Origin of the sequence: Sphingomonas jaspsi DSM 18422 (genome assembly GCF_000585415.1) — a bacterium.
Lineage (GTDB): Bacteria > Pseudomonadota > Alphaproteobacteria > Sphingomonadales > Sphingomonadaceae > Sphingomicrobium > Sphingomicrobium jaspsi.
Map to the genome: position 1 here is coordinate 2464577 of NZ_KK073876.1, position 22274 is coordinate 2486850.

22 protein-coding genes are annotated in these 22274 nt (G+C 64.7%); 9 read left to right on the forward strand and 13 right to left on the reverse strand.

Annotated elements, in window-relative coordinates; genetic code table 11:
* Positions 1–12: 12 nt before the first annotated feature.
* Genes G570_RS12585 through G570_RS12595 form a run of 4 tightly spaced genes read right to left on the reverse strand, consistent with a single transcriptional unit; the run spans position 13 to position 3431 of the window.
* Positions 13–1155, reverse strand: coding sequence for a patatin-like phospholipase family protein (locus tag G570_RS12585; protein ID WP_037502976.1), 1143 nt, complete (start codon positions 1153–1155; stop codon positions 13–15).
* Between the two features lie 10 nt (positions 1156–1165).
* Positions 1166–2446, reverse strand: a complete 1281-nt coding sequence (locus G570_RS12590; RefSeq protein WP_037502978.1) for an NAD(P)/FAD-dependent oxidoreductase — start codon at positions 2444–2446, stop codon at positions 1166–1168.
* A complete protein-coding gene (locus G570_RS13805; protein WP_156930452.1) occupies positions 2443–2613 on the reverse strand; it encodes a hypothetical protein in 171 nt (56 codons plus the stop codon). The genes G570_RS12590 and G570_RS13805 overlap by 4 nt, the downstream gene beginning before the upstream one ends.
* Complete coding sequence (locus tag G570_RS12595; RefSeq protein WP_051504598.1) at positions 2610–3431, reverse strand: 3-hydroxybutyrate dehydrogenase; 822 nt, start codon at positions 3429–3431, stop codon at positions 2610–2612. Before G570_RS12595 ends, G570_RS13805 begins: the two co-directional genes overlap by 4 nt.
* A 326-nt stretch (positions 3432–3757) precedes the next feature.
* On the opposite strand from G570_RS12595, the gene G570_RS12600 reads away from it, so the two are divergent.
* The 5 genes from G570_RS12600 (at position 3758) to G570_RS12620 (ending at position 6618) form a co-directional block, all read left to right on the forward strand.
* The gene (locus tag G570_RS12600; protein WP_084607778.1) at positions 3758–4198 is read left to right on the forward strand and encodes a cupin domain-containing protein; all 441 of its coding nucleotides are present in this window, start codon (positions 3758–3760) and stop codon (positions 4196–4198) included.
* Between the two features lie 125 nt (positions 4199–4323).
* A complete protein-coding gene (locus G570_RS12605; protein WP_037502992.1) occupies positions 4324–4605 on the forward strand; it encodes a BufA1 family periplasmic bufferin-type metallophore in 282 nt (93 codons plus the stop codon).
* 3 nt (positions 4606–4608) lie between these two features.
* On the forward strand, positions 4609–5433 hold the full coding sequence (gene bufB / locus G570_RS12610) for an MNIO family bufferin maturase (RefSeq protein ID WP_037502993.1): 825 nt from the start codon (positions 4609–4611) through the stop codon (positions 5431–5433).
* Entirely contained in the window at positions 5426–6148 is a 723-nt protein-coding gene (locus G570_RS12615) for an HvfC/BufC N-terminal domain-containing protein (protein WP_051504437.1), read from the forward strand. Before bufB ends, G570_RS12615 begins: the two co-directional genes overlap by 8 nt.
* 17 nt (positions 6149–6165) lie before the next feature.
* A complete protein-coding gene (locus G570_RS12620; protein WP_037504201.1) occupies positions 6166–6618 on the forward strand; it encodes a DoxX family protein in 453 nt (150 codons plus the stop codon).
* A 4-nt stretch (positions 6619–6622) separates the two neighbouring features.
* Here the strand turns inward: G570_RS12620 and G570_RS12625 are convergent, their stop codons facing one another.
* The 3 genes from G570_RS12625 to G570_RS12635 form a co-directional block, all read right to left on the reverse strand.
* A complete protein-coding gene (locus tag G570_RS12625) occupies positions 6623–6889 on the reverse strand; it encodes a hypothetical protein (RefSeq protein ID WP_037502995.1) in 267 nt (88 codons plus the stop codon).
* A 103-nt stretch (positions 6890–6992) separates the two neighbouring features.
* A complete protein-coding gene (locus tag G570_RS12630; RefSeq protein WP_037503002.1) occupies positions 6993–8000 on the reverse strand; it encodes an aldo/keto reductase in 1008 nt (335 codons plus the stop codon).
* Positions 7973–9019 (reverse strand): mannose-1-phosphate guanylyltransferase, encoded by a 1047-nt coding sequence (locus G570_RS12635; RefSeq protein ID WP_037504202.1) that lies wholly within the window; start codon positions 9017–9019, stop codon positions 7973–7975. The genes G570_RS12630 and G570_RS12635 overlap by 28 nt, the downstream gene beginning before the upstream one ends.
* Positions 9020–9131: 112 nt before the next feature.
* On the opposite strand from G570_RS12635, the gene prsK reads away from it, so the two are divergent.
* The 3 genes from prsK to G570_RS12650 all read left to right on the forward strand — a co-directional run bounded on the left by prsK (position 9132) and on the right by G570_RS12650 (position 13575).
* On the forward strand, positions 9132–11219 hold the full coding sequence (gene prsK / locus G570_RS12640; protein ID WP_037503005.1) for an XrtA/PEP-CTERM system histidine kinase PrsK: 2088 nt from the start codon (positions 9132–9134) through the stop codon (positions 11217–11219).
* The gene (gene prsR, locus G570_RS12645; protein WP_037503009.1) at positions 11216–12592 is read left to right on the forward strand and encodes a PEP-CTERM-box response regulator transcription factor; all 1377 of its coding nucleotides are present in this window, start codon (positions 11216–11218) and stop codon (positions 12590–12592) included. The genes prsK and prsR overlap by 4 nt, the downstream gene beginning before the upstream one ends.
* 146 nt (positions 12593–12738) lie before the next feature.
* Positions 12739–13575 carry a hypothetical protein gene (locus G570_RS12650; protein ID WP_051504442.1) on the forward strand — a complete coding sequence of 279 codons (837 nt, stop codon included), beginning with the start codon at positions 12739–12741 and terminating at the stop codon, positions 13573–13575.
* Between the two features lie 46 nt (positions 13576–13621).
* Here the strand turns inward: G570_RS12650 and gnd are convergent, their stop codons facing one another.
* The 6 genes from gnd to G570_RS12680 all read right to left on the reverse strand — a co-directional run bounded on the left by gnd (position 13622) and on the right by G570_RS12680 (position 20316).
* The gene (gnd, locus tag G570_RS12655; protein WP_037503013.1) at positions 13622–14596 is read right to left on the reverse strand and encodes a phosphogluconate dehydrogenase (NAD(+)-dependent, decarboxylating); all 975 of its coding nucleotides are present in this window, start codon (positions 14594–14596) and stop codon (positions 13622–13624) included.
* Positions 14597–14647: 51 nt separating this feature from the next.
* On the reverse strand, positions 14648–15661 hold the full coding sequence (locus G570_RS12660; RefSeq protein WP_037503015.1) for a polyprenyl synthetase family protein: 1014 nt from the start codon (positions 15659–15661) through the stop codon (positions 14648–14650).
* Positions 15662–15707: 46 nt separating this feature from the next.
* Positions 15708–17735 (reverse strand): M13 family metallopeptidase, encoded by a 2028-nt coding sequence (locus tag G570_RS12665; protein ID WP_037503022.1) that lies wholly within the window; start codon positions 17733–17735, stop codon positions 15708–15710.
* Positions 17736–17817: 82 nt separating this feature from the next.
* On the reverse strand, positions 17818–19143 hold the full coding sequence (locus tag G570_RS12670; protein WP_051504600.1) for a sensor histidine kinase: 1326 nt from the start codon (positions 19141–19143) through the stop codon (positions 17818–17820).
* 68 nt (positions 19144–19211) lie between these two features.
* Entirely contained in the window at positions 19212–19877 is a 666-nt protein-coding gene (locus tag G570_RS12675; RefSeq protein WP_037503028.1) for a response regulator transcription factor, read from the reverse strand.
* 109 nt (positions 19878–19986) lie between these two features.
* On the reverse strand, positions 19987–20316 hold the full coding sequence (locus G570_RS12680) for a hypothetical protein (RefSeq protein ID WP_245600304.1): 330 nt from the start codon (positions 20314–20316) through the stop codon (positions 19987–19989).
* 127 nt (positions 20317–20443) lie between these two features.
* Between G570_RS12680 and G570_RS12685 the strand changes: the two genes are divergently transcribed.
* Entirely contained in the window at positions 20444–22243 is a 1800-nt protein-coding gene (locus G570_RS12685; protein ID WP_037503034.1) for an ABC-F family ATP-binding cassette domain-containing protein, read from the forward strand.
* Positions 22244–22274: the final 31 nt, after the last annotated feature.

The window sequence follows — 22274 nt, forward strand, 5'->3', positions numbered from 1 at the left end:
GATGCCTCTCCATCAGGCCTTGGCCGCCGAGGTTTCGACCATTTCGCCGCCGCATGCTTCATGCAGCACCAGGCCTTCGAGCGGGTCGATCGGGTCGCGCCATGGGCCCTTGTCGAGCGTGTCCATGGTGTGACGATAGCCTGCTTCGCGGCGTTGGCGAATGCCTTCCGGCGAAAAGTCGATGTCCTTGCTATGATCCTCATACTCCAGCGCGGGCGCCAGCAGGCGGACGACATGCATGCGGGTCGTGCAGCCATATCCGCTCATTTCCTTCAGCCGGTTACCGGCGAGCTTGTGGTCCGGCACCAGAGCGGACAGCTCGGCAATGATGTGGCGGAGCTTGTGCAGTTGGCGCTGGCGCTTGATCTGCTGGTGCGAGCGGCTGGAATATTGAAGGTCCTTCTGGCGGTTCATCACCTCCCAGATCGATCGCGGTTCGGGGCCATGGGGGTTCCAGATATGGACCGCGAACACCATCGAGTTGAGCCGCGGATTGTCGTCGAACACCACCTCGACGGGCGTGTTCGACAGAATGCCGCCATCCCAATAAAGCTCGCCGTCGATGCGCACGGCCGGAAAGGCAGGGGGCAGTGCACCCGACGCCATGACATGGCGCAGGTCTAACGTCATGTCGCGGCTGTCGAAGTAGACCATCTCGCTCGACCGCACGCTCGATGCGCCGACGGTAAGGCGAACGTCGCCGCTGTTGAGCTGGTCGAGGTCGATGAGGTCGGACAGCGTCTTTTCCAGCCGGTCGACTGAATAATAGCCCGCCGCGTCGGGTCCGAGTGGGAAGTGCGGGCTGAGAAAGGCCTTGGGGTTGGGTTCGAAGAAACCCGGCACGCCGGTCGATACCGCAACAGCATTACGCGCCGCGGAGGAAATCCAGTCTGGCATTAATGATGAGAAGAACTGCTTCTGTTCGACCCGCCGCCAAAATTCGCACAGCCGGTCCATGCGCTCGCCCTTAGGCGATCCGGCGATAATCGCGCTATTGATCGCGCCGATCGACGTGCCGACGACCCAGTCGGGCTCCACCCCTGCTTCGGCCAGCGCTTCATAGACGCCGACCTGATAGGCGCCGAGCGCGCCCCCGCCTTGCAGCACCAGAACGGTCTGGCCGCATTCTTTCACTTCCTGGGCAATGTTGCGCATGGTGCGTCTCCTATTCGGCGGGCTGCTGCGCCGCCGACGATTGATATTCGCCGGTGATGAGCCGGGCGTGACGAGCGAAGGTGAGATAATTCCAGGCCAGTGAGGCGCCGACAGCGAGACGGTTGCGGAAGCCGACCAGAAAGTAGACGTGAGCTACTGACCACAGCAGCCAGGCGGGGAGACCGGTGATCCGCAGCCGACCAAAGTCGATGACCGCGCGCCGCCGCCCGATGGTCGCGAGATTGCCGAAGTGGCGGTAATGAAACGGGCCGGTGTAGCGCCCGCGAAGATCGTTGATGATGCGCGTCGCGACATACCGGCCCTGCTGTTTGGCCACCGGTGCGATGCCAGGAAGCGGCCTGCCATCAGGGCCTATGTAGTGAGCAGTATCGCCGACGACATAGATGCCGGGCGCGTCGAGCAGGTCGCATGCCTGCCCGACCTTGACCCGTCCGGCGGGATCGCGGTCGGCCTGCAGCCACTGCGCCGCAGACGAAGCCTGGACGCCGGCCGCCCAGACGACGGTTTTAGCGGCAATCTGGGTAGCGCCGACAGCAAGAGCGGCTTCGTCGATCGCGGTGACCGCTTGGCCGAGTATCACCTCTACCCCCAGTTCCTCCAGCGACACCTTTGCGGCAGCGGACAGATCGTCCGGAAATGCGGGCAGCAGTCTAGGACCGGCCTCGACTAATATTACGCGCGAGCAATGCGGCGTGATGTGGCGGAATTCTTCCGACACCGAACGACGTGCCAGCTCGGCGATGGCCCCGGCCATTTCGATCCCGGTCGGGCCGCCGCCGATAACCACGAACGTCAGCAGCGCCTTGCGCGCCGCTTCGTCGGTTTCGGTCTCCGCATGTTCAAGCGCGAGCAGGATTTTGCGCCTGACCTCGGTGGCATCCTCTATCGATTTGAGGCCAGGCGCATGGTCCGACCAATGGTCGCGACCGAAATAGCTGTGCCGCGCGCCGGTCGCGACGATCAGATAGTCGAAGCGCTCGGACCGACCCGAAGCGAAACGGGCAGTCCGCGCGTGTTTGTCCACGTCGACCACCTGATCCAGCAGGACGCGGACATTTTTAAACGGGGCCATGATGCTGCGGATCGGGCGCGCGATGTCGGCCGGCGACAGGGCGGCCGTGGCGACCTGGTAAAGCAGAGGCTGGAAAATGTGATGATTGCGCCGGTCGACCAGGGTCACGTCGACCGGCGCACGGGCGAGCCTCCGCGCGGCGGTCAGCCCGCCGAAACCCGCGCCGATAATCAGGACGTGCGGACGGCGACCGTTCATTTGCGTTTCAGCGATTCCAGCTCCGCCAGCACGCCCGATCTTGGGGGAGTGCAACGGGCAATGGGATAGAGGCCGATGCATTCGGTGCGTCGGCCCACCATCGGCATGATCGCGGCGAGGTCGCGGCGGATGTCGCCGAAGGGCGAATGAGGGAGCGGCGCGATCATTGGGCGACCCACCCGCCGTCGACGCTCAGCGCGGTGCCGTTGATCGACGCGCCCATGTCGGATGCGAGGAACACAGCGAGCGCGCCGAGCTCCTCGACCGTCGCGAACTTCTTGCTCGGTTGGGCGGCGAGGAGGACGTTTTCGATCACCTCTTCGCGGCTGATGCCGCGCGCCTTGGCAGTGTCGTCGATCTGCTTTTCGACCAACGGCGTCCACACATATCCGGGGCAGATGGCATTGCAGGTAACGCCCTCCCTGGCCGCTTCGAGGCCTACCGTTTTCGTGAGACCCAGCACACCGTGCTTGGCGGCGACATAGGCGCTCTTGAAGGGTGAGGCGACCAGCGCATGGGCCGAGGCAACGTTGATGATCCGCCCTCTTCCGCGCGCTTTCATGCCGGGCAGCGCGGCGCGGATCGTGTGGAATGTCGCCGACAGGTTGAGCGCGATGATCGCATCCCATTTATCGACCGGGAACTCCTCGATTGGCGAGACATGCTGGATACCGGCATTGTTGACGAGGATATCGACGCGGCCAAAGCGGTCGAGGGTGTTCGACACCAGGCCGCTGGCCTGCACAGGGTCCATCAGGTTCGCGCCATCGTAGACCGCGCTATGCCCCAGCCCTTCGCATTCGCTGCACAGCCGGTCGATCTCGCGCTGGTCGGCGATACCGTTGATGACGACGCTGGCGCCGCCCGCAGCAAAGGCGCGGGCGATGCCCAGCCCGATGCCGCTGGTCGATCCGGTGACGATCGCCACCTGGCCATCGAGCGGCCGGTCCGCAGTCGCCCTGGTCTGTGTGGTGGGCATGTCCATCATGAAAAGCCTCCTCTTGGATGGCTCCTATTCTGGCGATGCGGGCGGTCCGGCTGAAATGCCGTTCGGTGCTGGGTGCCATGCCCGAAAGTTATGCGTCCCCTCTCTCACCGAGAGCGGTCGACCATCACCGTTCGGCATGGACTCCATGACGACATGAGATTGGGCGGCGTGGTCCGCTTTTCCTATTCTTGCATGGCGTCGCAGGGCCGGGCCTGGCTCCTCGCGACAAGGGAAAAAGGATCCCGCGTCCATCCCCACGGCCCGGCCCGCGACATTCGGATTTCGAACGCCCAAGACTGACAAACCAAGGAATGGAACGCTTTATGACCAACTTGCTCAAGATCGCCCCGCTCGCCCTGGCCGCCACCACGGCCCTTGCCGCCCCCGCCTTTGCCGGCCAGTGCGCCGCCGAAGGCACCAATGCGCTGGCGAATGCGCCGACCATGCCCAAGGGCGTCACCGACACGGTGATCGGCTCGATCGACCTCAAGAATGAAATCGGCGTCGACGGCCGCCTGCTCCGCACCCGTCGTCTGGTTGTACAGCCGGGCGGCATCGTTCCGCTGCACAGCCACGTCGACCGGCCGGCGCTGATTGTAACCGTCAGCGGCGCGATCACCGAATACCGCTCCAACTGCACCAAGCCGATCGAACATAAGGCCGGTGACATCAGCCGCGAGGCGGACGGGATCTCCCACTATTGGGTGAACCACGGAAATGTCCCCGCCGTGCTGCTGTCCTCGGACGTGTTCCACGGGATGTGAACCGTTCGGGCCGGTACGCCCTCGATCGTCGCTCCCTGCCGGCCCGACCTTGGCGCCCCGCCTCCGCCCCCCGGCGGGGCGCCATCCTGACACGAACCGGGGGAATTGAAGAGAGGTCAGCTCCTATGAATACGCTTAGCAAAGTCGCCTCGATGGCCGTTCTAGCTTCCTTGAGCGCCGCCGTCGCCCACGCCGGTCCCGCGGCCCCGCAGCCGGGCAAGGACAAGTGCTTCGGCGTTTCGCTCGCCGGCAAGAACGACTGCGCCGCGGGTGCGGGCACGACCTGCGCCGGCACGTCGCATAAGGACTATCAGGGCAACGCTTGGAAATATGTTGCCAAGGGCACCTGCACGGCGATCAAGACGCCCAAGGGCAACGGGTCGCTGACCCCGATCGCGAGCCGATAAGCCATGACTCCCTCTGCCGGCATCGGTTTCAAGGCCGACCATCTGGCGGACGCGCTAACCGTGTCGGCGGAGGGAATGTGGTTCGAAGTCCATGCCGAAAATTACATGGTCGATGGCGGGCCAAGGCTGGCGGTACTCGATACCCTCGCCGCTCGCTTCCCGCTTTCGATCCACGGGGTCGGGATGTCGCTGGCCAGTCCGGAGGCGCCCGATCCCGACCATCTCGACGCGCTGAAGCGCCTTGTCGACCGCACTAGGCCCGCGCTGGTTTCCGAACATCTCGCCTGGTCGCGATTCAACGGACGCTATTACCCCGACCTGCTGCCGATGCCGCGCACCACTTGTCTTCTGACCCAGCTGACGAGCAACATCGCGGCCGTTCAGGACAGGCTCGACCGCGCGATCCTGATCGAAAATCCGTCCCATTATCTCGATATCGCCGACCATGACTGGGGCGAGACCGATTTCCTGGTCGAGCTGTGCCGCCGTTCTGGCTGCGGCCTGCTGGTCGACGTCAACAATGTCGTCGTCGGATCGCACAACCTCGGCTTCTCCGCCGAAGACTGGCTCGCCGCGCTGCCGGGCGCGTTGATCGGCGAAATCCACCTTGCCGGCCACAGCGCCGACGAAAAACTGCCCCTGCTGATCGACAGCCATGACGCGCCGGTCGACGAAAAGGTCTGGGCACTGTTCGAACGGCTGATCGCCCGCATCGGGCCCAAGCCGACGCTGATCGAGCGCGACGCCAACATCCCGCCCTTCGCCGAGTTGATGGCCGAACGCGACCGCGCGCAGGCCGTCCTGGAGCGGGAGCCGGCTTATGCGTGACCTCATTGCCTTCCAACAGGAACTTGCGTCCGCCATCGAAGGCTCGACCAACAGCCCGGCCGATATTTACCGCAACACGGTAATGCTGGGCGCAGTCCAGGCGCTGGCCGATAATTATCCCGTCGTGCGCAGGCTGGTCGGCAGCGAGATGTTTGGCGCGATGGCGGTCGACCACTCGACCTGCTGCCCACCGCGTTCGCCGATCATGGCGCACTATGGCGCCCGGTTCAGCGACTGGATCGGCGACCAGCCGTTCGCCGTAGACATCCCCTACCTTGCCGATGTCGCCAGGATCGAGCGTCTCTATGGCAAGGCGCTGTTCGCGGCGGACGAACCCGTAGCGACGGCAAAGGATTTCCAGGACGTCGGCGACTGGACTCAGATGCGAATCCGGCTTCATCCGGCGACCCAATTCGATTGGCTGACGTCCCCGGCGATGACCATCTGGCTGGCGCACCAGCGCCACGCGGAGCCCGAGATTACAGCCACTTGGACTGCCGAAGGCGCGCTTTTCACCCGGCCCGCATCCAGCGTCGAGGCGATGTCCATCGATCGCGCCGGCCACCGTTTCCTGTTCGGCCTTCGCCTCGGCGAAACTGCCGGCACGGCGGCCCTGGCCGCGGCCGCCCTTTATCCGGATGCCGACATCGGCGCCCTGTTCGCAATGCTCGTTCACGCTGGCGCGTTCGCCGCGCCCCCGTCACGGAGGAATTAATGTCGACCAATGCCACCATGCTTCCAATCCAGCCGAACGGCAGCCTGTATCACCGCTTTGCCAGCATCGCGGCGACGCTGTTGCCCCGCGACCTCATCCTACTGGTTCAGCGAGTGGGCATCGCCTCGATCTTTTTCCTGTCGGGGCGGACCAAGGTCGATGGGCTGCTGACCGTCAACGATACAGCGTTCGAGCTGTTCAGGACCGATTACGCGCTGCCGCTGGTGAAGCCGGAAATAGCCGCCTACGCCGCGACTTATTCCGAACATTTGTTCCCGGTCCTGCTGGTGCTGGGCTTATTCAGCCGCTTCGCCGCGCTGGCGCTGCTCGGCATGACGACGGTCATCGAAGTGTTCGTTTATCCGGACGCCTGGCCGACGCACCTCAGCTGGGCCGGCCTGCTGCTGCCGATCATTGCGATGGGACCGGGGAAATTCTCGCTCGACCGACTGATCGGGCTGGAGCGCTAGGCGCCTATTCGGCCGCCCACAGCTCCGACTTTTCGACAATGTCGAGCTCGCGGATCAACGCGTCCACGCTGTGGGTCAATTCGGGCAGCAAATCATATTGATGGCGGGCGCCGCGATAGGCCTCAACCATCAATATGGCGTCGAGCAGGATCGGGACGACGAGGCTTTCCGGATCGTCGAGATCAACGATCGACTGCAGTTTTTCCAGCGCCTTCCGACGCGCCTTTTCGGGGTCGGACAATACCGTCGTGCGGCCGATCAACCAGCCCATGAATCGCTCCTTTTCGAATAGGAACGGATGGTAGCGCGAACCCGTCGGCACGGGCAGTTCGCCCGGCCCCGCCAGCCCCTCGCTTCGGCGATACCGCTGCGCGTTAACTGCTGGCGGCGTTCAGCCGTTCGATCTGCCCAGCGTCCAGTTCAAGCGTCAGTGCGGCGATCAATTGCTCCGCCTGTACGAGGCTGGTGGCACTGGCGATCGGTGCGCCGATGCCATCCTGCGCCTTGGTCCATGCAAGCGCGACCGTGGCCATCGCCGCCCCGGTTTCCGCCGCCACCTCTTCGAGCGCGGCAAGCACGGCATTGCCCTTGGGGCTGCCGATATATTCGATATTGCGCCCGCCGCGGACCGACTTGCCGATATCGTCCTGCGAGCGATATTTACCGGTCAGGAAGCCGTTGGCGAGGCTGTAGAACGGGAAGAAGGACAGCCCTCGGGCGACCACCACGTCCTGTAGCGCACCTTCATATTTTCCGCGCTCGACCAGATTGTACCAGCCCTGCACCGCGGTCGCCGCCGGATAGCCGCCTGCCGCCGCGGCCGCGAGCGCCTCTTCGATCCGCGCGGGTTCGAAATTGCTGAGGCCGGTGTCGCGGATCTTGCCCGCCAGGCGCAATTCTTCGAAGGCGCCAAGGCTGTCGGCCAGCGGCACCTCGGGATTGTCGCGGTGCTGGTAATAAAGGTCGATCGTCTCGATCCCGAGCCGCTGGAGTGAGGCGTCGGCGGAGCGCGCGATCACTGCCGGGTGGAGCGAGGCGACATATTCTTGGCCGGTAACGTTGCTGTTGTAGTCCTTCTTGTCTTCCAGCCGACCGTCGAGGAATCCGACCTTGGTGGCGATGATGACCTTGTCGCGCTTCGCCGGATCGCGCTTCAGCCAGTTGCCGATGACTGTCTCGCTTTCGCCGCCGACATGACCCGGCGCCCAGGCCGAATAGACGTCGGCGGTGTCGATCATGGTGCCCCCGGCGTCGACGAACGCGTCGAGGATGCGGAAGCTGGTCGCTTCGTCCGCTGTCCAGCCGAACACATTTCCGCCCAGCGCCACCGGCGCGACGGCCTTGCCCGCAATTGTCAAATGCCTGCTCCCTTTTCGAACCATTCCGCCGCTTCGCGAACGCGCTGGGCATGTTCGGGGCGGGTCACAAGGACCGCGTCCTGCGTGGCGACGATGACCAGGCCGTCGACGCCGATCGCTGCGATTTTCGGGCCGCTGCTGCGCACCAGAAGGTTTCGCGAGTCCAATACGAGCACCCCATCTGGAACGCTGTTGCCGTCGACATCCCGCGCCGCCGCGTCGAGCAGTGCCTGCCAGCTGCCGATGTCAGACCAGCCCATATCGACCGGGACGACCGATACAGCATCGCTATGTTCCATCACCGCATAGTCGATCGATCGCGCCGGCGACTGGGCGAAGCTTTCCTCGTCCAGCAAAATTTCCTGACCGCTCCGCCGGCTATTCGATACGGATGCCAGCGCAGCGGCCAGGATGTCCGGCGCATGCCGCGCCAGTTCATGTTTCCAAGTAGACGCGAGCGCGAGGAAGATGCCGGCATTCCAATAATGACCGCCATCCGCGATCATCGCTTGGGCCGTTTCGACGTCCGGCTTTTCGACAAAGCGGATCACCGGCCTAGGCCCCTCACCCGCTCCTGCCTCGATATAGCCATAGCCGGTGGCGGGGTGATCCGGCGTCACGCCGAAGGTGACGATCCGCCCCTCCAGCGCAACGGCGATCGCCGCGTCGATCGCCCGATGGAAGGCACCCGCATCCGAAATATGATGGTCGCTGGGGCAGATCAGCAGCAAATCACCGTCGTCCGCGACGCCGGCCGCTACCGCGATCGCCGCCGCGCTGTCGCGCCGTACGGGTTCCATCACCAATGTGGCACGGTCCGGCAGCACCGCTGACAGGGCATCGCGCTGGTCGCGATTGGCGAGCACCATGGGCGCTGCGAACCCCTGATCGAACCGGCGCAGCGTCTGTTCGAACAATGTTTCGTTGCCCAGCAGGGGCAGCAGGTGCTTGGGCGTCCGCGATCGCGACAGTGGCCAGAGCCGGGTGCCGGACCCGCCGGCAAGAATGACCGGCCGAACCGGCCGCGCGTCCACAAGGTTCATGACCGGCACCATGAAGGAAGGCCCGGCAGGACGCCAGCCGTTCGATTCACCATTCGTTTGTAAAGTTTTGCGACACCTTGGGCATGTCGGTCCATTTTACAGTCGAGGGTGCGTGCAGAGCTTGATCGCCTTCTGGACCTATTGCCTCGCCGCGGCCATGTTTGCCGCGCTGACGCTATGGGAATTGCGCCGCGGGCTTGGCGAAGACCAGCAGCGCTTGCTGCTGGCCGCCTTTGCGCTCACCGCCTGCTGGGCGTGGCTGACAGCGGTCGCGCCGACATCGATTCTTGCCGGCTATTCGGAGTCTGCCCGCAACCTCGTCTGGATCGGCGTCCTTTATCGGCTGGCCGAGGTGGACAGCGACGAACGGCAACGCGGTGTCAAACCGGTCTATGTGGCGGTGGCGGGTGTGCTGGGTCTTCAACTCATCGTCGACGCCCTGCCCATCTTCCTCGATGCGGCAACATTCCAGGCCAGCCACGCGCTGGCGATAACGGCGATCATCCTGCGCCTGACGGCAGCGGCCGGCGCGTTGGTCCTGGTGCACAATGTGTACGGCCAGGCTGCACCATCGGACCGCGCCGGAATCCGCTTCGCAATGCTCGCGCTGGCGGGGATCTGGGCCTACGATCTTAACCTCTACACCGTCGCCTATTTCGACCTTGGTGCCGCGCGCAGCCTGTTCGACTGGCGCGGCTTGGTGATGGCGCTCGCCGCGCCAATGTTCGTCATCGGATCGGGCCGCCGCGATGCGTGGCGCATCCGCCTGTCGCGCGCCGCGACCTTCCAGAGCCTCTCCCTCCTCGGGCTGGCGGGCTATTTCGTGGTAATGGCGGTGCTGGCGTCGGCGCTGCGCGAAAGCGGCTTCGACTGGACCCGCGGCCTGCTGATCACCCTGCTCGTGTGCATGACCCTTGCCGCGCTGATCCTGCTGCCGTCGCGGCGGGCGCGCGCCTGGCTCAAAGTCAAGGTCAGCAAGCATCTGTTCGAACATCGTTACGACTATCGAACCGAATGGCTGCGCTTCGCCGAAACACTGGGCGCCAGCGGCCCGACCGCGCGGCCGATCGGCGAGCGCATCATCAAGGCCTTCGCCGACATCCTCGACGCGCCGGGCGGAATCCTGCTGATCGCCGACGATCATGGCGCGATCGAACCGGCGGCAAACTGGAACTGGTCGGGCAGCGCCAATCCGGGCGCGGCGATCCCCAGCGAACAGTCGATCGCTTTTTGGTTGGCGATGGGGGCCGAAGGCCGCATCATCGACTTCGACGCCCATCAGGGCGGCTGGGCAGATCCGCGCGAGAAGCTCATCGGCCTGCCGCGGCAGCTCGTCGAGGAGGAGCAGGCGTGGACCGGCGTTCCGCTGATCCATGACGATCGGCTGATCGGCCTCGTCCTCCTGTCCTCCCCCGATTATCGTCGTCCCCTCGATTGGGAGGATTTCGACCTGCTGCGCACCGCAGGTCGGCAAGCCGCGAGCAGCCTTGCCGAGCAACTGAGCCAGCAGGCGCTGGCCAATGCGCAGCGGTTCGAAGACTTCAATCGCCGCTTCGCCTTCATCCTGCACGACGTGAAGAACCTCGTCAGCCAGCTCTCCCTGCTTGCACGGAACGCCGAACGTCATGCCGACAACCCCGAATTCCGCGTCGACATGGTCGCGACCTTGAAAGGGTCGGTCGACAAGATGAACGACCTTCTCGCCCGACTGGCTCCGACCGCCGACCAGCGCCCCGCCAAGCCGGAGCCGACCGCCCTGCGGCCGGTGGTCGCCTCGGCCGTGGCCGGCAAGCGCGGCGACCATGATGTCCGGTTGATCGGCGACGGCAACCAGTGGGTCCGCGCCGATCCGTTGCTGCTGGAACAGGCAATCGGCCATTTGGTCCAGAATGCCATCGACGCATCGACCCCGCTGCAGCCGGTCACGGTCCGGATGGAGGGCAGCGCGGACGAAGCGACGATCACCATCACCGACCAGGGGACGGGCATGGATGCCGATTTCATCCGCAACCGCCTGTTCCAGCCCTTCGCATCGACCAAAGAGGGCGGCTTCGGCGTTGGCGCGTTCGAAGCACGTAGCCTCGTCTCCGCCATGGGCGGGCGTTTGTCGGTGGAATCCCGGCCCGGGAAGGGCAGCCAGTTCATCATCACCTTGCCGGTCGCCGCCGCGACCGACCAACTGCATCGGAAAAGCGCATGACCGAGAAAAGCGAGCTTCCCGTCCTGCTGATCGTCGAGGACGACGTCGGCCTGCAACGGCAGCTGAAATGGGCCTATGAAGGCTATCAGGTCGTGATCGCGGGCAACCGCGCGGAAGCCGTCGACCTGCTGCGCCTGCACGAGCCGCGCGTGGTGACGTTGGACCTCGGCCTGCCGCCCGACCCCGACGGCACCAGCGAAGGCTTCGCGACCCTGTCCGAAATCCTGGCGCTCAAGCCCGACACCAAGGTCATCGTCGCATCGGGCCATGGCGCCCGCGAAAGCGCGCTGAAGGCGATCGCACTCGGCGCCTACGACTTCTACAAGAAACCGGTCGACATCGACGAGCTCGGCCTGATCGTCGCCCGCGCCTTCCGCCTGTGGCAGATCGAGGACGAGAACCGCACCCTCGAAGCGCGCGGCGGCGGCGGCGCGACGGTGCTCGGCTCGATCATCTCCACCAGCCCAGAAATGGCGCGCGTTGCGCGTACGATCGAACGGGTCGCGTCGGCCGACGTTTCGGTCATGCTGCTGGGCGCCAGCGGCACCGGCAAGGAATTGCTGGCACGGTCGGTCCACGACCTCAGCCCGCGAAAAGGCGGCGAGTTCGTCGCGATCAACTGTGCCGCCATCCCTGAAAACCTGCTCGAAGCCGAATTGTTCGGTTATGAGCGTGGCGCCTTCACCGGCGCAGTGAAGACCACGCCCGGTAAGATCGAGCAGGCACAGGGCGGAACGCTGTTCCTCGACGAAGTCGGCGACATTCCCCTGCCGCTGCAGGTCAAGTTGCTGCGCTTCCTGCAGGAACGGGTGATCGAGCGGATCGGCGGCCGCGCACCGATCAACGTCGACACGCGCATCGTCTGCGCCACCCACCAGAATCTCGACGAGATGATCTCGGCGGGTAGTTTCCGCGACGATCTATACTACCGCCTGGCGGAAATCGTGGTGCACATTCCGTCGCTGGCCGACCGGTCCGGCGACGCGGTCCTGCTCGCCCGTCATTTCGTCAATCGCTATGCGCGGGAGATGAACCCCAAGGTCCAGGGCCTGGCGCCAGACGCAGCGGAAGCGATCGACGCCTATGCCTGGCCCGGCAATGTCCGCGAACTGGAAAACCGGGTTAAACGGGCCGTCATCATGGCCGACGGGAAGCTGATCGGCGCAGTCGATCTCGACCTGCCGACGGTCCGGCAAAGCGCCGGCGATGCCGTACCGATCAACCTGCGCGCCGCGCGCGAAGTTGCCGACCGGCGCGCCATCCATCAGGCGCTGACGCGCACCGAATATAATATCTCGAGCGCGGCCAAGCTGCTGGGGATCAGCCGCCCGACCCTTTACGACCTGATGAAGCAATATCAGCTAGGGAGCTGAACGCTCGTTAACTTTTCGTTTGCCACGGCTCGGTCGGATGTGTTCGCATCCGCCCGGCTGGACCGACGCGCGGGGATGACAGACCGTCGGGCGGCCGTTTTGGCGTCATGCCGGGGGCGCTTTACTCGACAGGGGAGTGTGAAGCCATGAACCGGATGATGACCGCGGCGGTTGCCGTCGCAATAATGACGCTTGGCGGATGCAAGCAGCACGACGGATCGAACGAGACCGCAGCGGGCGCGGCGGCCGCAGCCGCGACCAGTATCGACGGAACCTGGAAAGCCGATCTCGCCTCGGTGAAATTCGAAAACAAGCCCGAAGAATGGTCGATCAAGGACGGGCTTTACAACTGCCCAACCTGCCTGCCGACCCCGTACAAGGATTTCAAGGCCGACGGCGCGTTCCACCCGGTCGCCGACCGGCCGACGTTCGACAATCTTTCGATCACCGTCGCCGACGACAAGACCGTGAAAATGGTGCGCCAGAAAGCGGGCAAGGAAGTCGGTCACAACGAAATGTCGGTATCGGCAGACGGCAAGACCCTGACCAACAACTGGACGGCACTGAACAACGCGAACGGTAAGGAAACCAGCGGTTCGGCCATGTTCAGTCGTGTCGGCGATGCCCCGGCCGGCGCTCACGCGGTGTCGGGCCAATGGGCGGTCAACCAGGCCGCCAATATCTCGCCGGAGGCGCTTACCGCGACCTACAAATTGGAAGGCGACGTGCTGAACGCCACGTTCGGAACCGGCGAATCCTACAGCGCGAAGCTGGATGGCAGCGACACGCCGGTTAAGGGCGACGCGGCCGGTGGGACGGTTGCGGTTGTTCGGGAAGGTGCCGGTTACAAGCTGACGGGTAAGGTCGGCGGCAAGACGACCGACCTGGTCACTTTCACGCCAGCGAGTGACGGAACGATGGACGTAACGTCGATCGACCCGCGCGACAACAGCAAGGTCAGCTACAAGCTGGTACGACAGTAAGCCAGTACGCGAACGTGGGCCCGGCGAACGTCGGGCCCGCCCGTGATCATTGCGGCATTTCTACGTGGCCGCCGAAGCCGAAGCGCATCGCGCTCAGCAGCTGGTCGGCATAGCTTTCCTCGACCCGGCTGCGGTAGCGGGCGAATAGGGACGCGGCGAGCACGTCGACTGGAACCGCTTCCTCCATCGCCGCGTCGATCGTCCAGCGGCCCTCGCCGCTGTCCGCCACGCGGCCGGAAAATTTGGACAACTGCTGATCTTCGGCGAGCGCGATCGAAATAAGGTCGAGCAGCCACGACGAGATTACGCTGCCGCGCCGCCACACCTCTGCGATATCGCTGAGATTGAGGTCATATTGCGTGGCCAGCCCTTCCTTCGCGCGCTGTTTCAGCACGTCGAAGCCTTCGGCATAGGCCTGCATCATCCCATATTCGATGCCGTTGTGGACCATCTTGGTGAAGTGGCCCGATCCGGCCGGACCGCAGTGGACATAGCCCTGCTCGGCCTTCCACTCGCCGTCCGACTGCGGGCGCTTGGTCCGCGCAACGGTCCCCATTCCGGGTGCCAGCGCCTTGAAGACGGGGTCAAGATGATCGACCTGTTCCTTGGGTCCGCCGATCATCATGCAATAACCGCGTTCCAAGCCCCATACGCCGCCCGATACGCCGACATCGACGAAATGGAGCTGCTTTTCGGCGAGCCACTTGGCGCGTTCGAGGTCGTGCTTCCAGAAGCTGTTGCCTCCATCGATGACGATATCGCCGGGTTTGGCGACGTCGGCGATCTGGCGCATCGCCTTGTCGGTGATTTCGCCCGCGGGCAGCATGATCCAATAGATGGCCGGGGAATTGAGCTTGGCGGCGACATCGCCCAACGATGCCGCGCCCGTCGCGCCCTCGCCGACCAGATTTGCTACCGCCTCGGCATTGAGGTCGTAGGCGACGATCTCGTGGCCCGCCTTCATCAGCCTGCGCGCCATATTGCCGCCCATGCGGCCGAGTCCGATCATCGCCAGTTTCATGCGCTACTCCTCTATCGGACCGACAACGTGCCGACCCCGAAACGGTTCAGCCTAGTAAGCGCGCGCCACCGCAAATTCGACCGCTTCGATCATCGCCGACTTGGCGCGACTGGCCGGAAAGGCGGCCAGCGCGTCGATCGCCCGCCGACCGTAAAGGCGCGCACGCTCCATCGTGTCAGCCAGCGCGCCGGTCGAGCGAATGAGCCGCGTGGCATGGGCAAGGTCGTCGTCGCTGGTCCGATCGCCCTGCATGGCGGCCTTCCAGAAGGCGCGGTCCTCTTCGCTGCCGCGGGCATGGGCGAGGATCACGGGCAACGTGACCTTGCCGTCGCGAAAATCGTCGCCGCGGCCCTTGCCCATGGTCGCTTCGTCGCTGGCATAATCGATCGCGTCGTCGACTAGCTGGAAGGCGATGCCCAGATTGCGGCCATAGGCGTCCAGCGACTCTTCGGCTTCATCACCGGCTTCGGCGACCACCGGCGAAATGCGGCAGGCGGCAGCGAACAGGGCGGCGGTCTTGGCGTCGATGATCTTGAGGTAATGGTCTTCGGTCGTTTCCACCCGGCGCTGCGCGGTCAGCTGGTCGACCTCGCCCTCCGCGATCACGGCGGAGGCGTGGCTCAGGATCTTGAGCACCTTCAGGCTGCCGTCCTCGACCATCAGCTCGAAGCTGCGCGAGAAGAGGAAGTCGCCGACCAGCACGCTCGCCGGATTACCCCAGATGAGGTTGGCGGCGCGCTTGCCGCGGCGCATTTCGCTGCCGTCGACGACATCGTCGTGAAGCAACGTCGCCGTGTGAATGAATTCGACCGCGGCGGCGAGTTTATGATGGCGCGTCCCGGGGTAGTCGAGCAGCGCGGCGCTGGCGAGCGTCAGCATCGGTCGCATCCGCTTGCCGCCGCCGGCAATGAGGTGCCCGGCCAGTTCGGGGATCATCGCCACCTTCGACTGCATGCGGTCGAGGATCACGGCATTGACCGCGTTCATGTCCTCGGCCGTCAGGGCGATGATCGGGTCGAGCGAAGGCGGGCGCTTGTCGCCCAGCGGATGAATCGTGGCGGTCACGGCCGCCGCCCTAGACTGGCGGCGGCCATTTTTCCAGCCATGCCGGTTACCAGACGTGCACCCGCTGTTCGGGCGGAAGGTAGAGCGCGTCGCCCGGCTTGACGTCGAACGCCTTGTACCATTCGTCCATGTTGCGGACGACGCCATTGACGCGGAATTTGGCGGGCGAGTGCGGATCGCTGAGCAGCCGCTCGCGGATCGCCCCTTCGCGATATTTGGTCTGCCAGCTGTAGCCATAGGCGATGAAGAAACGCTGGTCGCCGGTCAGGCCGCCGACGACCGGCGGTTCGCCATGTTCGGCGACATAGCGGCGGTAGGCGGCATAGGCGACTTCCAGCCCGCCCAAGTCGCCGAGGTTCTCGCCCAGCGTCAGCTGCCCCTTGATGTGCGTGCCCGGGATGGGTTCGTAGCTGTCGTACTGCTTCACCAGTGCCTGCGCATGCTGGTCGTACAGCTTCGCGCTTTCGGCGGTCCACCAGTCGCGCAACTTGCCGCTGCCATCGAACTGGCGGCCCTGGTCGTCGAAGCCGTGGCCGATTTCATGGCCGATGGTCGCGCCAATCGAGCCATAGTTGGCTGCCGGGTCGGCATTCGGATCGAAATAGGGCGGCTGGAGGATCGCGGCCGGGAAGGTGATCTGGTTCTGGGTCGGATCATAATAGGCGTTGTTGGTCTGCGGCAGCATGTCCCACAGTGTCCGGTCGACCGGCTTTTCCATTCGCTTGAGGCTGAGGTCCCAGTCGAACTGTTCCGAACGGATGGCGTTGCCGAACAGGTCGCCGCGATCCACTTTCAGCGAGGAATAGTCGATGTAGTTCGCCGGATGGCCGGTGCGCGGGTCGAAGGCATCGAGCTTGGCCAGCGCCTCCTTCTTGGTTGCCGCGTCCATCCAGCTGCTCTGGTCGATCTTGTCCTTCAGCGCGGCACGGATGTTGGCGATCAGTTCGCCCATCTGCCGGTCGCTTTCGGCCGGATAGTGGCGCTGGACATAGATTTGGCCGACGGCCTCACCCAAGGCGCCATTGACCATGTCCACGCCGCGCTTCCACCGGTCGCGCTGGGTCGGGACGTCGCGGAGCGTGCGCGAATAGAAATCGAACCGCGCCTGATCGAACGCCTTGGGCAGGGTGGCGGCATGATCGCTGATGAAGTGGAAGGTTAGGTAATCCTTCCACGTCTGAAGCGGGATTGCGGCGAACAGCTTGGCTTCGGCCTGCACCGCAGATTTTTCGCCGATGATGACCCCGTCGACCTTGGTCAGCCCGGATCGGTCGAGCATCCGGTTCCAGTCGATTTGCGGCGCGAACTTGGCCAGTTGGGCGCGGGTCATCGGGTTGTAGCTCTTCTGGACGTCCCGCTGCTGTTCGGGGGTCCAGTGCACCTTTGCGATGGCGGTTTCGAGCGCGAAGATCCGGGCCGCGCGAGCAGGCGCAGCGGGTACGCCGGCGAGCGTCAGCATCTTGGTTACATAGGCACGATACGCCTTGCGAAACGCGTCATATTTGGCGCCCTGCAGCAGGTAATAGTCGCGGCCGGGCATGCCGAGGCCGCCCTGACCGATATAGACGGCGTAATGCGTCGGGTCTTTGAGGTCGGGGAAGATGGCGGCGCCGATCGGCGACTGATACCCGGTGGCGGCGAACAGGTCGATCAGCCCGGTCCTGCTCTTCACCGCAGCGATGCGCGCGAGATAGGGCCGCAGGGGGCGGGTTCCCAGCGCGTCCACCCGCGCTTCGTCCATCCAGCTGGCATAATAATCACCGACCTGCTGACCGATCGGTCCGGCTTCGGCCGGGTTCTTGGCCATGTCCTCCACGATGGCATGGACATCGCGGTCGATCTGGTCGTTGAGCACGCTGTCGATGCCGACGAACGTGCGGTCCGCAGCGATGTCGGTCCGCTTCGCCCAGCCGCCGTTGACGTAGCTCCAGAAATCGTCGCCCGGCTTCACCGACGCGTCGGCGGCGCTGAGATCGACGCCCCACGGTGCGAAGACGGGCTTGCCGGTCTGGGCGGCGAGCGGGGTCGAAAACAGGGCGGTAGCAGCAAGCAACAGCAGGGCCGTACGACGCATCGACAAAATCCTCTTCATGATGTTGGGCGGAGATGTAGCGGACCGGAGTAACTCGCCTAGCGGGTTTCGACGAACGAACGGGTCAACCGGCCTGCATCGCCAGTGGCAGCGACAAGGTAACAAGCAAGCCGCCGAGATCTTCGCTTTCGGCCAGCTCGACGCGTCCGCCGTAGATTTCGGCAACGTCGCGAACGATCGCGAGGCCAAGGCCGGTACCGGGCTTGCCGGTCGTATCGAGCCGCTTGCCGCGAACGAACAGTTCGTCGCGCTGCGCCTGGGGAATGCCCGGCCCGTCGTCCTCCACCAATATTTGGGCGAAGCCCTTCGCGGCAGGCTCGACCGTCACGAACACGCGCCCGCCGCCATATTTCGCAGCGTTTTCGATGAGGTTGCCGAGCATCTCGTCGAGGTCCTGCCGTTCTACCCGGACCTGGACCTCCTTGTCGCCGGCAATATCGATCGTCACTTGGTCGTAGAGGCGCGACACGGCCCGTTCGACCGCGCACACGCTTTCCCAGACCGTCGCGCGGGCCTGCGCCGACGCGCGGCGACCGATGGCGCGGGCACGGGCGAGATGGTGGTCGACCTGTCGCCGCATCACCGCCGCTTCGCGAATGACCGTATCATCGAGATCGGGTGCGTGGGCGGTAGCCGCATTGGTAATGACCGTAAGCGGCGTCTTGAGCGCGTGCGCGAGATTTCCCGCATGCCGCCGCGCCTCTTCGGCCTGCGCCTCGCTGTGCGCCAGCAGCTCGTTGATTTCCTCCACCAGCGGCTCGACCTCGCGCGGGAAATCCTCGGAAATCCGGGTCTGCACGCCGTCGCGGATCGCCGCGACTTCGCGACGCACCTTGCGCAAGGGCCACAGGCCGTAAGTCGCCTGCAACCCCGCCATCAGGATCAGCCCGACGCCGAGGATCGCGAAGCTCCAGATCAGCGTCCGGCGAAGATCGCGGATTTGTCCGTCGATGGCGTCGCGCGACTGCGCCACCTGATATCGCCAGCGCACCTTCGATCCGGGCAGGATCACATCGCGCTCGAGGACGCGGAGCGGCTCGTCAGCGAATTCCGCGCTGTTATATTTGTGCAGTTCCTTCAGGTCCTGGTGCGCCTGGTCGACCTTCAGCCGGCGGTCCCACAGCGAACGCGACGGGAACGTCTCCTGTCCATTCCCACTGATCTGGAAGTAGGCACCCGAATATGCTTCCAGAAACCGCTGGTCGGCCGGCGGGCGGGTGAAGATGACTTCACCGTCCGCGCCGATTTCCGACGCAGCAATCATTCCGTTCAGAACATAGTTCAACTGCTGGTCGAAATTGTCGACGATCGAACGCGACAAGACGCGGTCGAGGGCAAAACCGCCGATCAGCAGGAGTAGACCGATCCATAGCGCCGCCGCCCCGATCATACGGCGGGTCAGCGATCCTCCACGGCGTCCCCTGACTTCAGCCGCCGCCTTGTCGGTGGCGGCGTCGGTCAAGCGGCGGGATCCTCAAGGCTGTAGCCGAGGCCGCGGATGGTGGTGATCGTATCGGGACCCAGTTTCTTGCGGATGCGGGTCACGAACACTTCGATCGTGTTCGAGTCCCGGTCGAAATCCTGGTCGTAGATATGCTCGATCAGCTCGGTGCGGCTGACGACCTTGCCCTTGTGGTGCATCAGGTAGCTCAACAGCTTATATTCCTGTGCCGTAAGCTTAACCGGCTCGCCCGCCTTGCTGACGCGCCCCGAGCGGGTGTCGAGGCGGATGTCGCCGGCGATCAACTCGCTCGATGCATTGCCCGACGCGCGGCGGATAAGGGCGCGCAGGCGGGCGATCAATTCTTCGGTCTGGAACGGCTTGGCGAGGTAATCGTCTGCGCCGGCGTCGAGTCCTGCCACCTTGTCCGACCAGCTGTCGCGCGCGGTTAGCACCAGGACCGGCATCTTCTTGCCTTCCTTGCGCCAGCGGTCGAGCACCGTCAGCCCGTCGACTTCGGGCAGGCCCAGATCGAGCACCACGGCGTCATAATCTTCGGTCGAGCCGAGATAATGGCCATCCTCCCCGTCGGTCGCGAGGTCCACGGCATAGCCTGCCCCTTCCAGCGTCGAGCGAAGCTGGCGGCCGAGGTTGGGTTCGTCTTCGACGATCAAAACGCGCATGCGAATATGTCCTTATTCGATCTTTTGCCTACTCAACACGCACGAAGCTGAACGGTTGCTTGGCCGGAACGAAGGTGGGACGCAAGGGCGCAGAATGCGCGTCGGCGGGTCAGTCGCCCGACTTGCCGACGATGCGGCCGGTTTCGGCGTCGACGTCGACCCAGATCACCCGGCCGTTCTGCATGAACTTGAGGCGATAGGTGCCGCCGCGAATTTCCGGGCCGAGATAGTCGGCGCCGGGAAGCGCGGGCTTCACCCGCCGTTCGATCATCGGCAACGGCATCGAACGGCCTTCCTGGGTCGCACGGAAAGCGCGATCCTGGTCGCGCGGGCGATCGATCCACGCCATCTGCACGCCATGGGGCGAGGCAAGCGCGGGGGTGGCGACCGCGGCGGAGGCGGCGCAAAGCGTGATTACAAGGGTACGAAACAGGCTCATCGGCATAAACTTCCTAGTGCCGCGACTCCTAAGCGCAATCCATTGAACGAGTTATGAATGCCCCTGTTGCCGCCCGTTCATCGCCGAATGGTGACGTAGCGCCGATGCTACGCTAGGGGGCGGGGCAATGGCACCCCCTATTCTTTCCTACGAAAATCTCGGCCTGGTCCAGGGCGAAGGCTGGCTGTTCAAGGGCCTCGACATCTTCGTCGGGCCGAAGGACCGGCTGGCGCTGATCGGCCGCAACGGCGCGGGCAAGACGACCCTGCTGAAATGCCTGGCCGGCACGGTCGACACCGACGAGGGCGAGCGCAAGATCGTGCCGGGCACGCGCGTGGTCTTGCTGGAGCAGGACCCCGACATCGGCGGCCATGCCACGCTGGAAGATTGGGTCTTGGCAGGCGAGGACGCGCCTGCGGCGCACGAAGCCGCCGCCATCGCCGACCAGATCGGCATCGACCTTGGCCGTGACACGCAGACCGCCAGCGGCGGCGAGCGGCGGCGGGCAGCGATCGTTCGCGCGCTGGCGCAGGATCCCGACGTGCTGCTGCTCGACGAGCCGACCAACCATCTCGATCTCGGAGCAATCGACTGGCTGGAAGATTGGCTGAACCGCTTTCGCGGCGCCTTCATCGTCATCAGTCACGACCGCACCTTCCTCACCCGCCTGACCAAGAGCTGCCTGTGGCTCGACCGTGGCACCATCCGCCGTGCCGAAATCGGCTTCGGCGGATTCGATGCGTGGACCGAGCGTGTTTATGAAGAAGAGCAGCGCGCCGCCGAAAAGCTCGACGCCAAGCTGGCGATCGAACTCCACTGGCTGCATCGCGGGGTCACCGCCCGCCGCCGCCGCAACCAGGGTCGCCTCGCCAAGCTGAATGAAATGCGGGCCCAGCGCGCCGCGATGCTGGGGCCGACCGGTCCGGCCAAGCTTGCGCTGGCCAAAGACGATGTGAAGACCAAGACGGTGATCGATGCGGAAAGAGTGTCCAAGGCGTTCGCGGACCGCCCGATCATCACGGACTTCACCCTGCGCATCCAGCGCGGTGACCGCATCGGGCTGGTCGGCGCCAACGGCACCGGCAAGACCACGCTGCTGAAGCTGCTGACCAAGGAACTGGCACCCGACAGCGGCACTGTCACTCATGCCAAGACCTTGAGCGGCATCGTCATCGACCAGCAGCGCAAGCTGATGGAACCGACCCGCCGCGTACGCGACGTGCTAGCGGAAGGCGGCGACTGGATCGAGGTGCGCGGGGTCAAGAAGCACATCAAGGGCTATCTCAAGGAGTTTCTGTTCGCGCCCGAACTGACCGAAGCGCCGATCGCCAGCCTGTCGGGCGGCGAGCGGTCGCGGCTGCTGTTAGCCCGCGAATTCGCCCGCGAATCCAATTTGCTGGTGCTGGACGAGCCGACCAACGATCTCGACCTCGAAACGCTCGACCTCTTGCAGGAAGTCATCGCGGACTATGAAGGCACGGTCCTGATCGTCAGCCACGACCGCGACTTCCTCGACAAGACGGTGACGGTGACGCTCGGCCTCGACGGGTCGGGCAAGGTCGATATCGTCGCAGGGGGCTATGAGGATTGGGCCAAGCGCCGCCGCGAGGTGAAGCCGGCGGCGAAGAAAGCTGCGCCGGCAGCGCCGAAGGCCGACGCCCCCGCTCCTGCCCAGCCGCGCGCCAAGCTCAGCTACAAGGACCAGCGCGACCTCGACCGCCTGCCGGGCGAGATCGAGCGGCTGGAAACGGAAATGGCGGCGATCGAAGAGGCGCTGCACGATCCGGCGCTCTATGCGAAAAACCCCGACCGCTTCGCCAAGCTGACTTCCGAGCTCGATGCCAAGCGCGCCGAAAAGGACGCGGCGGAGGAGCGCTGGCTGGAAGTCGCCGAGATGGCTGAGGGGCTTGTCCGGGGGACAAGCTGACCGAAGCCATTGCGGATGGCCTCGCTAGGGC

Coding starts and splice junctions, on each gene's coding strand:
- G570_RS12585 (WP_037502976.1), bottom strand. CDS start 1,155: ATGCGCAACATTGCCCAGGAAGTGAAAGAATGCGGCCAGACCGTTCTG.
- G570_RS12590 (WP_037502978.1), bottom strand. CDS start 2,446: ATGAACGGTCGCCGTCCGCACGTCCTGATTATCGGCGCGGGTTTCGGC.
- G570_RS13805 (WP_156930452.1), bottom strand. CDS start 2,613: ATGATCGCGCCGCTCCCTCATTCGCCCTTCGGCGACATCCGCCGCGAC.
- G570_RS12595 (WP_051504598.1), bottom strand. CDS start 3,431: ATGGACATGCCCACCACACAGACCAGGGCGACTGCGGACCGGCCGCTC.
- G570_RS12600 (WP_084607778.1), top strand. CDS start 3,758: ATGACCAACTTGCTCAAGATCGCCCCGCTCGCCCTGGCCGCCACCACG.
- G570_RS12605 (WP_037502992.1), top strand. CDS start 4,324: ATGAATACGCTTAGCAAAGTCGCCTCGATGGCCGTTCTAGCTTCCTTG.
- bufB (WP_037502993.1), top strand. CDS start 4,609: ATGACTCCCTCTGCCGGCATCGGTTTCAAGGCCGACCATCTGGCGGAC.
- G570_RS12615 (WP_051504437.1), top strand. CDS start 5,426: ATGCGTGACCTCATTGCCTTCCAACAGGAACTTGCGTCCGCCATCGAA.
- G570_RS12620 (WP_037504201.1), top strand. CDS start 6,166: ATGCTTCCAATCCAGCCGAACGGCAGCCTGTATCACCGCTTTGCCAGC.
- G570_RS12625 (WP_037502995.1), bottom strand. CDS start 6,889: ATGGGCTGGTTGATCGGCCGCACGACGGTATTGTCCGACCCCGAAAAG.
- G570_RS12630 (WP_037503002.1), bottom strand. CDS start 8,000: ATGGTTCGAAAAGGGAGCAGGCATTTGACAATTGCGGGCAAGGCCGTC.
- G570_RS12635 (WP_037504202.1), bottom strand. CDS start 9,019: ATGAACCTTGTGGACGCGCGGCCGGTTCGGCCGGTCATTCTTGCCGGC.
- prsR (WP_037503009.1), top strand. CDS start 11,216: ATGACCGAGAAAAGCGAGCTTCCCGTCCTGCTGATCGTCGAGGACGAC.
- G570_RS12650 (WP_051504442.1), top strand. CDS start 12,739: ATGAACCGGATGATGACCGCGGCGGTTGCCGTCGCAATAATGACGCTT.
- gnd (WP_037503013.1), bottom strand. CDS start 14,596: ATGAAACTGGCGATGATCGGACTCGGCCGCATGGGCGGCAATATGGCG.
- G570_RS12665 (WP_037503022.1), bottom strand. CDS start 17,735: ATGCGTCGTACGGCCCTGCTGTTGCTTGCTGCTACCGCCCTGTTTTCG.
- G570_RS12670 (WP_051504600.1), bottom strand. CDS start 19,143: ATGATCGGGGCGGCGGCGCTATGGATCGGTCTACTCCTGCTGATCGGC.
- G570_RS12675 (WP_037503028.1), bottom strand. CDS start 19,877: ATGCGCGTTTTGATCGTCGAAGACGAACCCAACCTCGGCCGCCAGCTT.
- G570_RS12680 (WP_245600304.1), bottom strand. CDS start 20,316: ATGAGCCTGTTTCGTACCCTTGTAATCACGCTTTGCGCCGCCTCCGCC.
- G570_RS12685 (WP_037503034.1), top strand. CDS start 20,444: ATGGCACCCCCTATTCTTTCCTACGAAAATCTCGGCCTGGTCCAGGGC.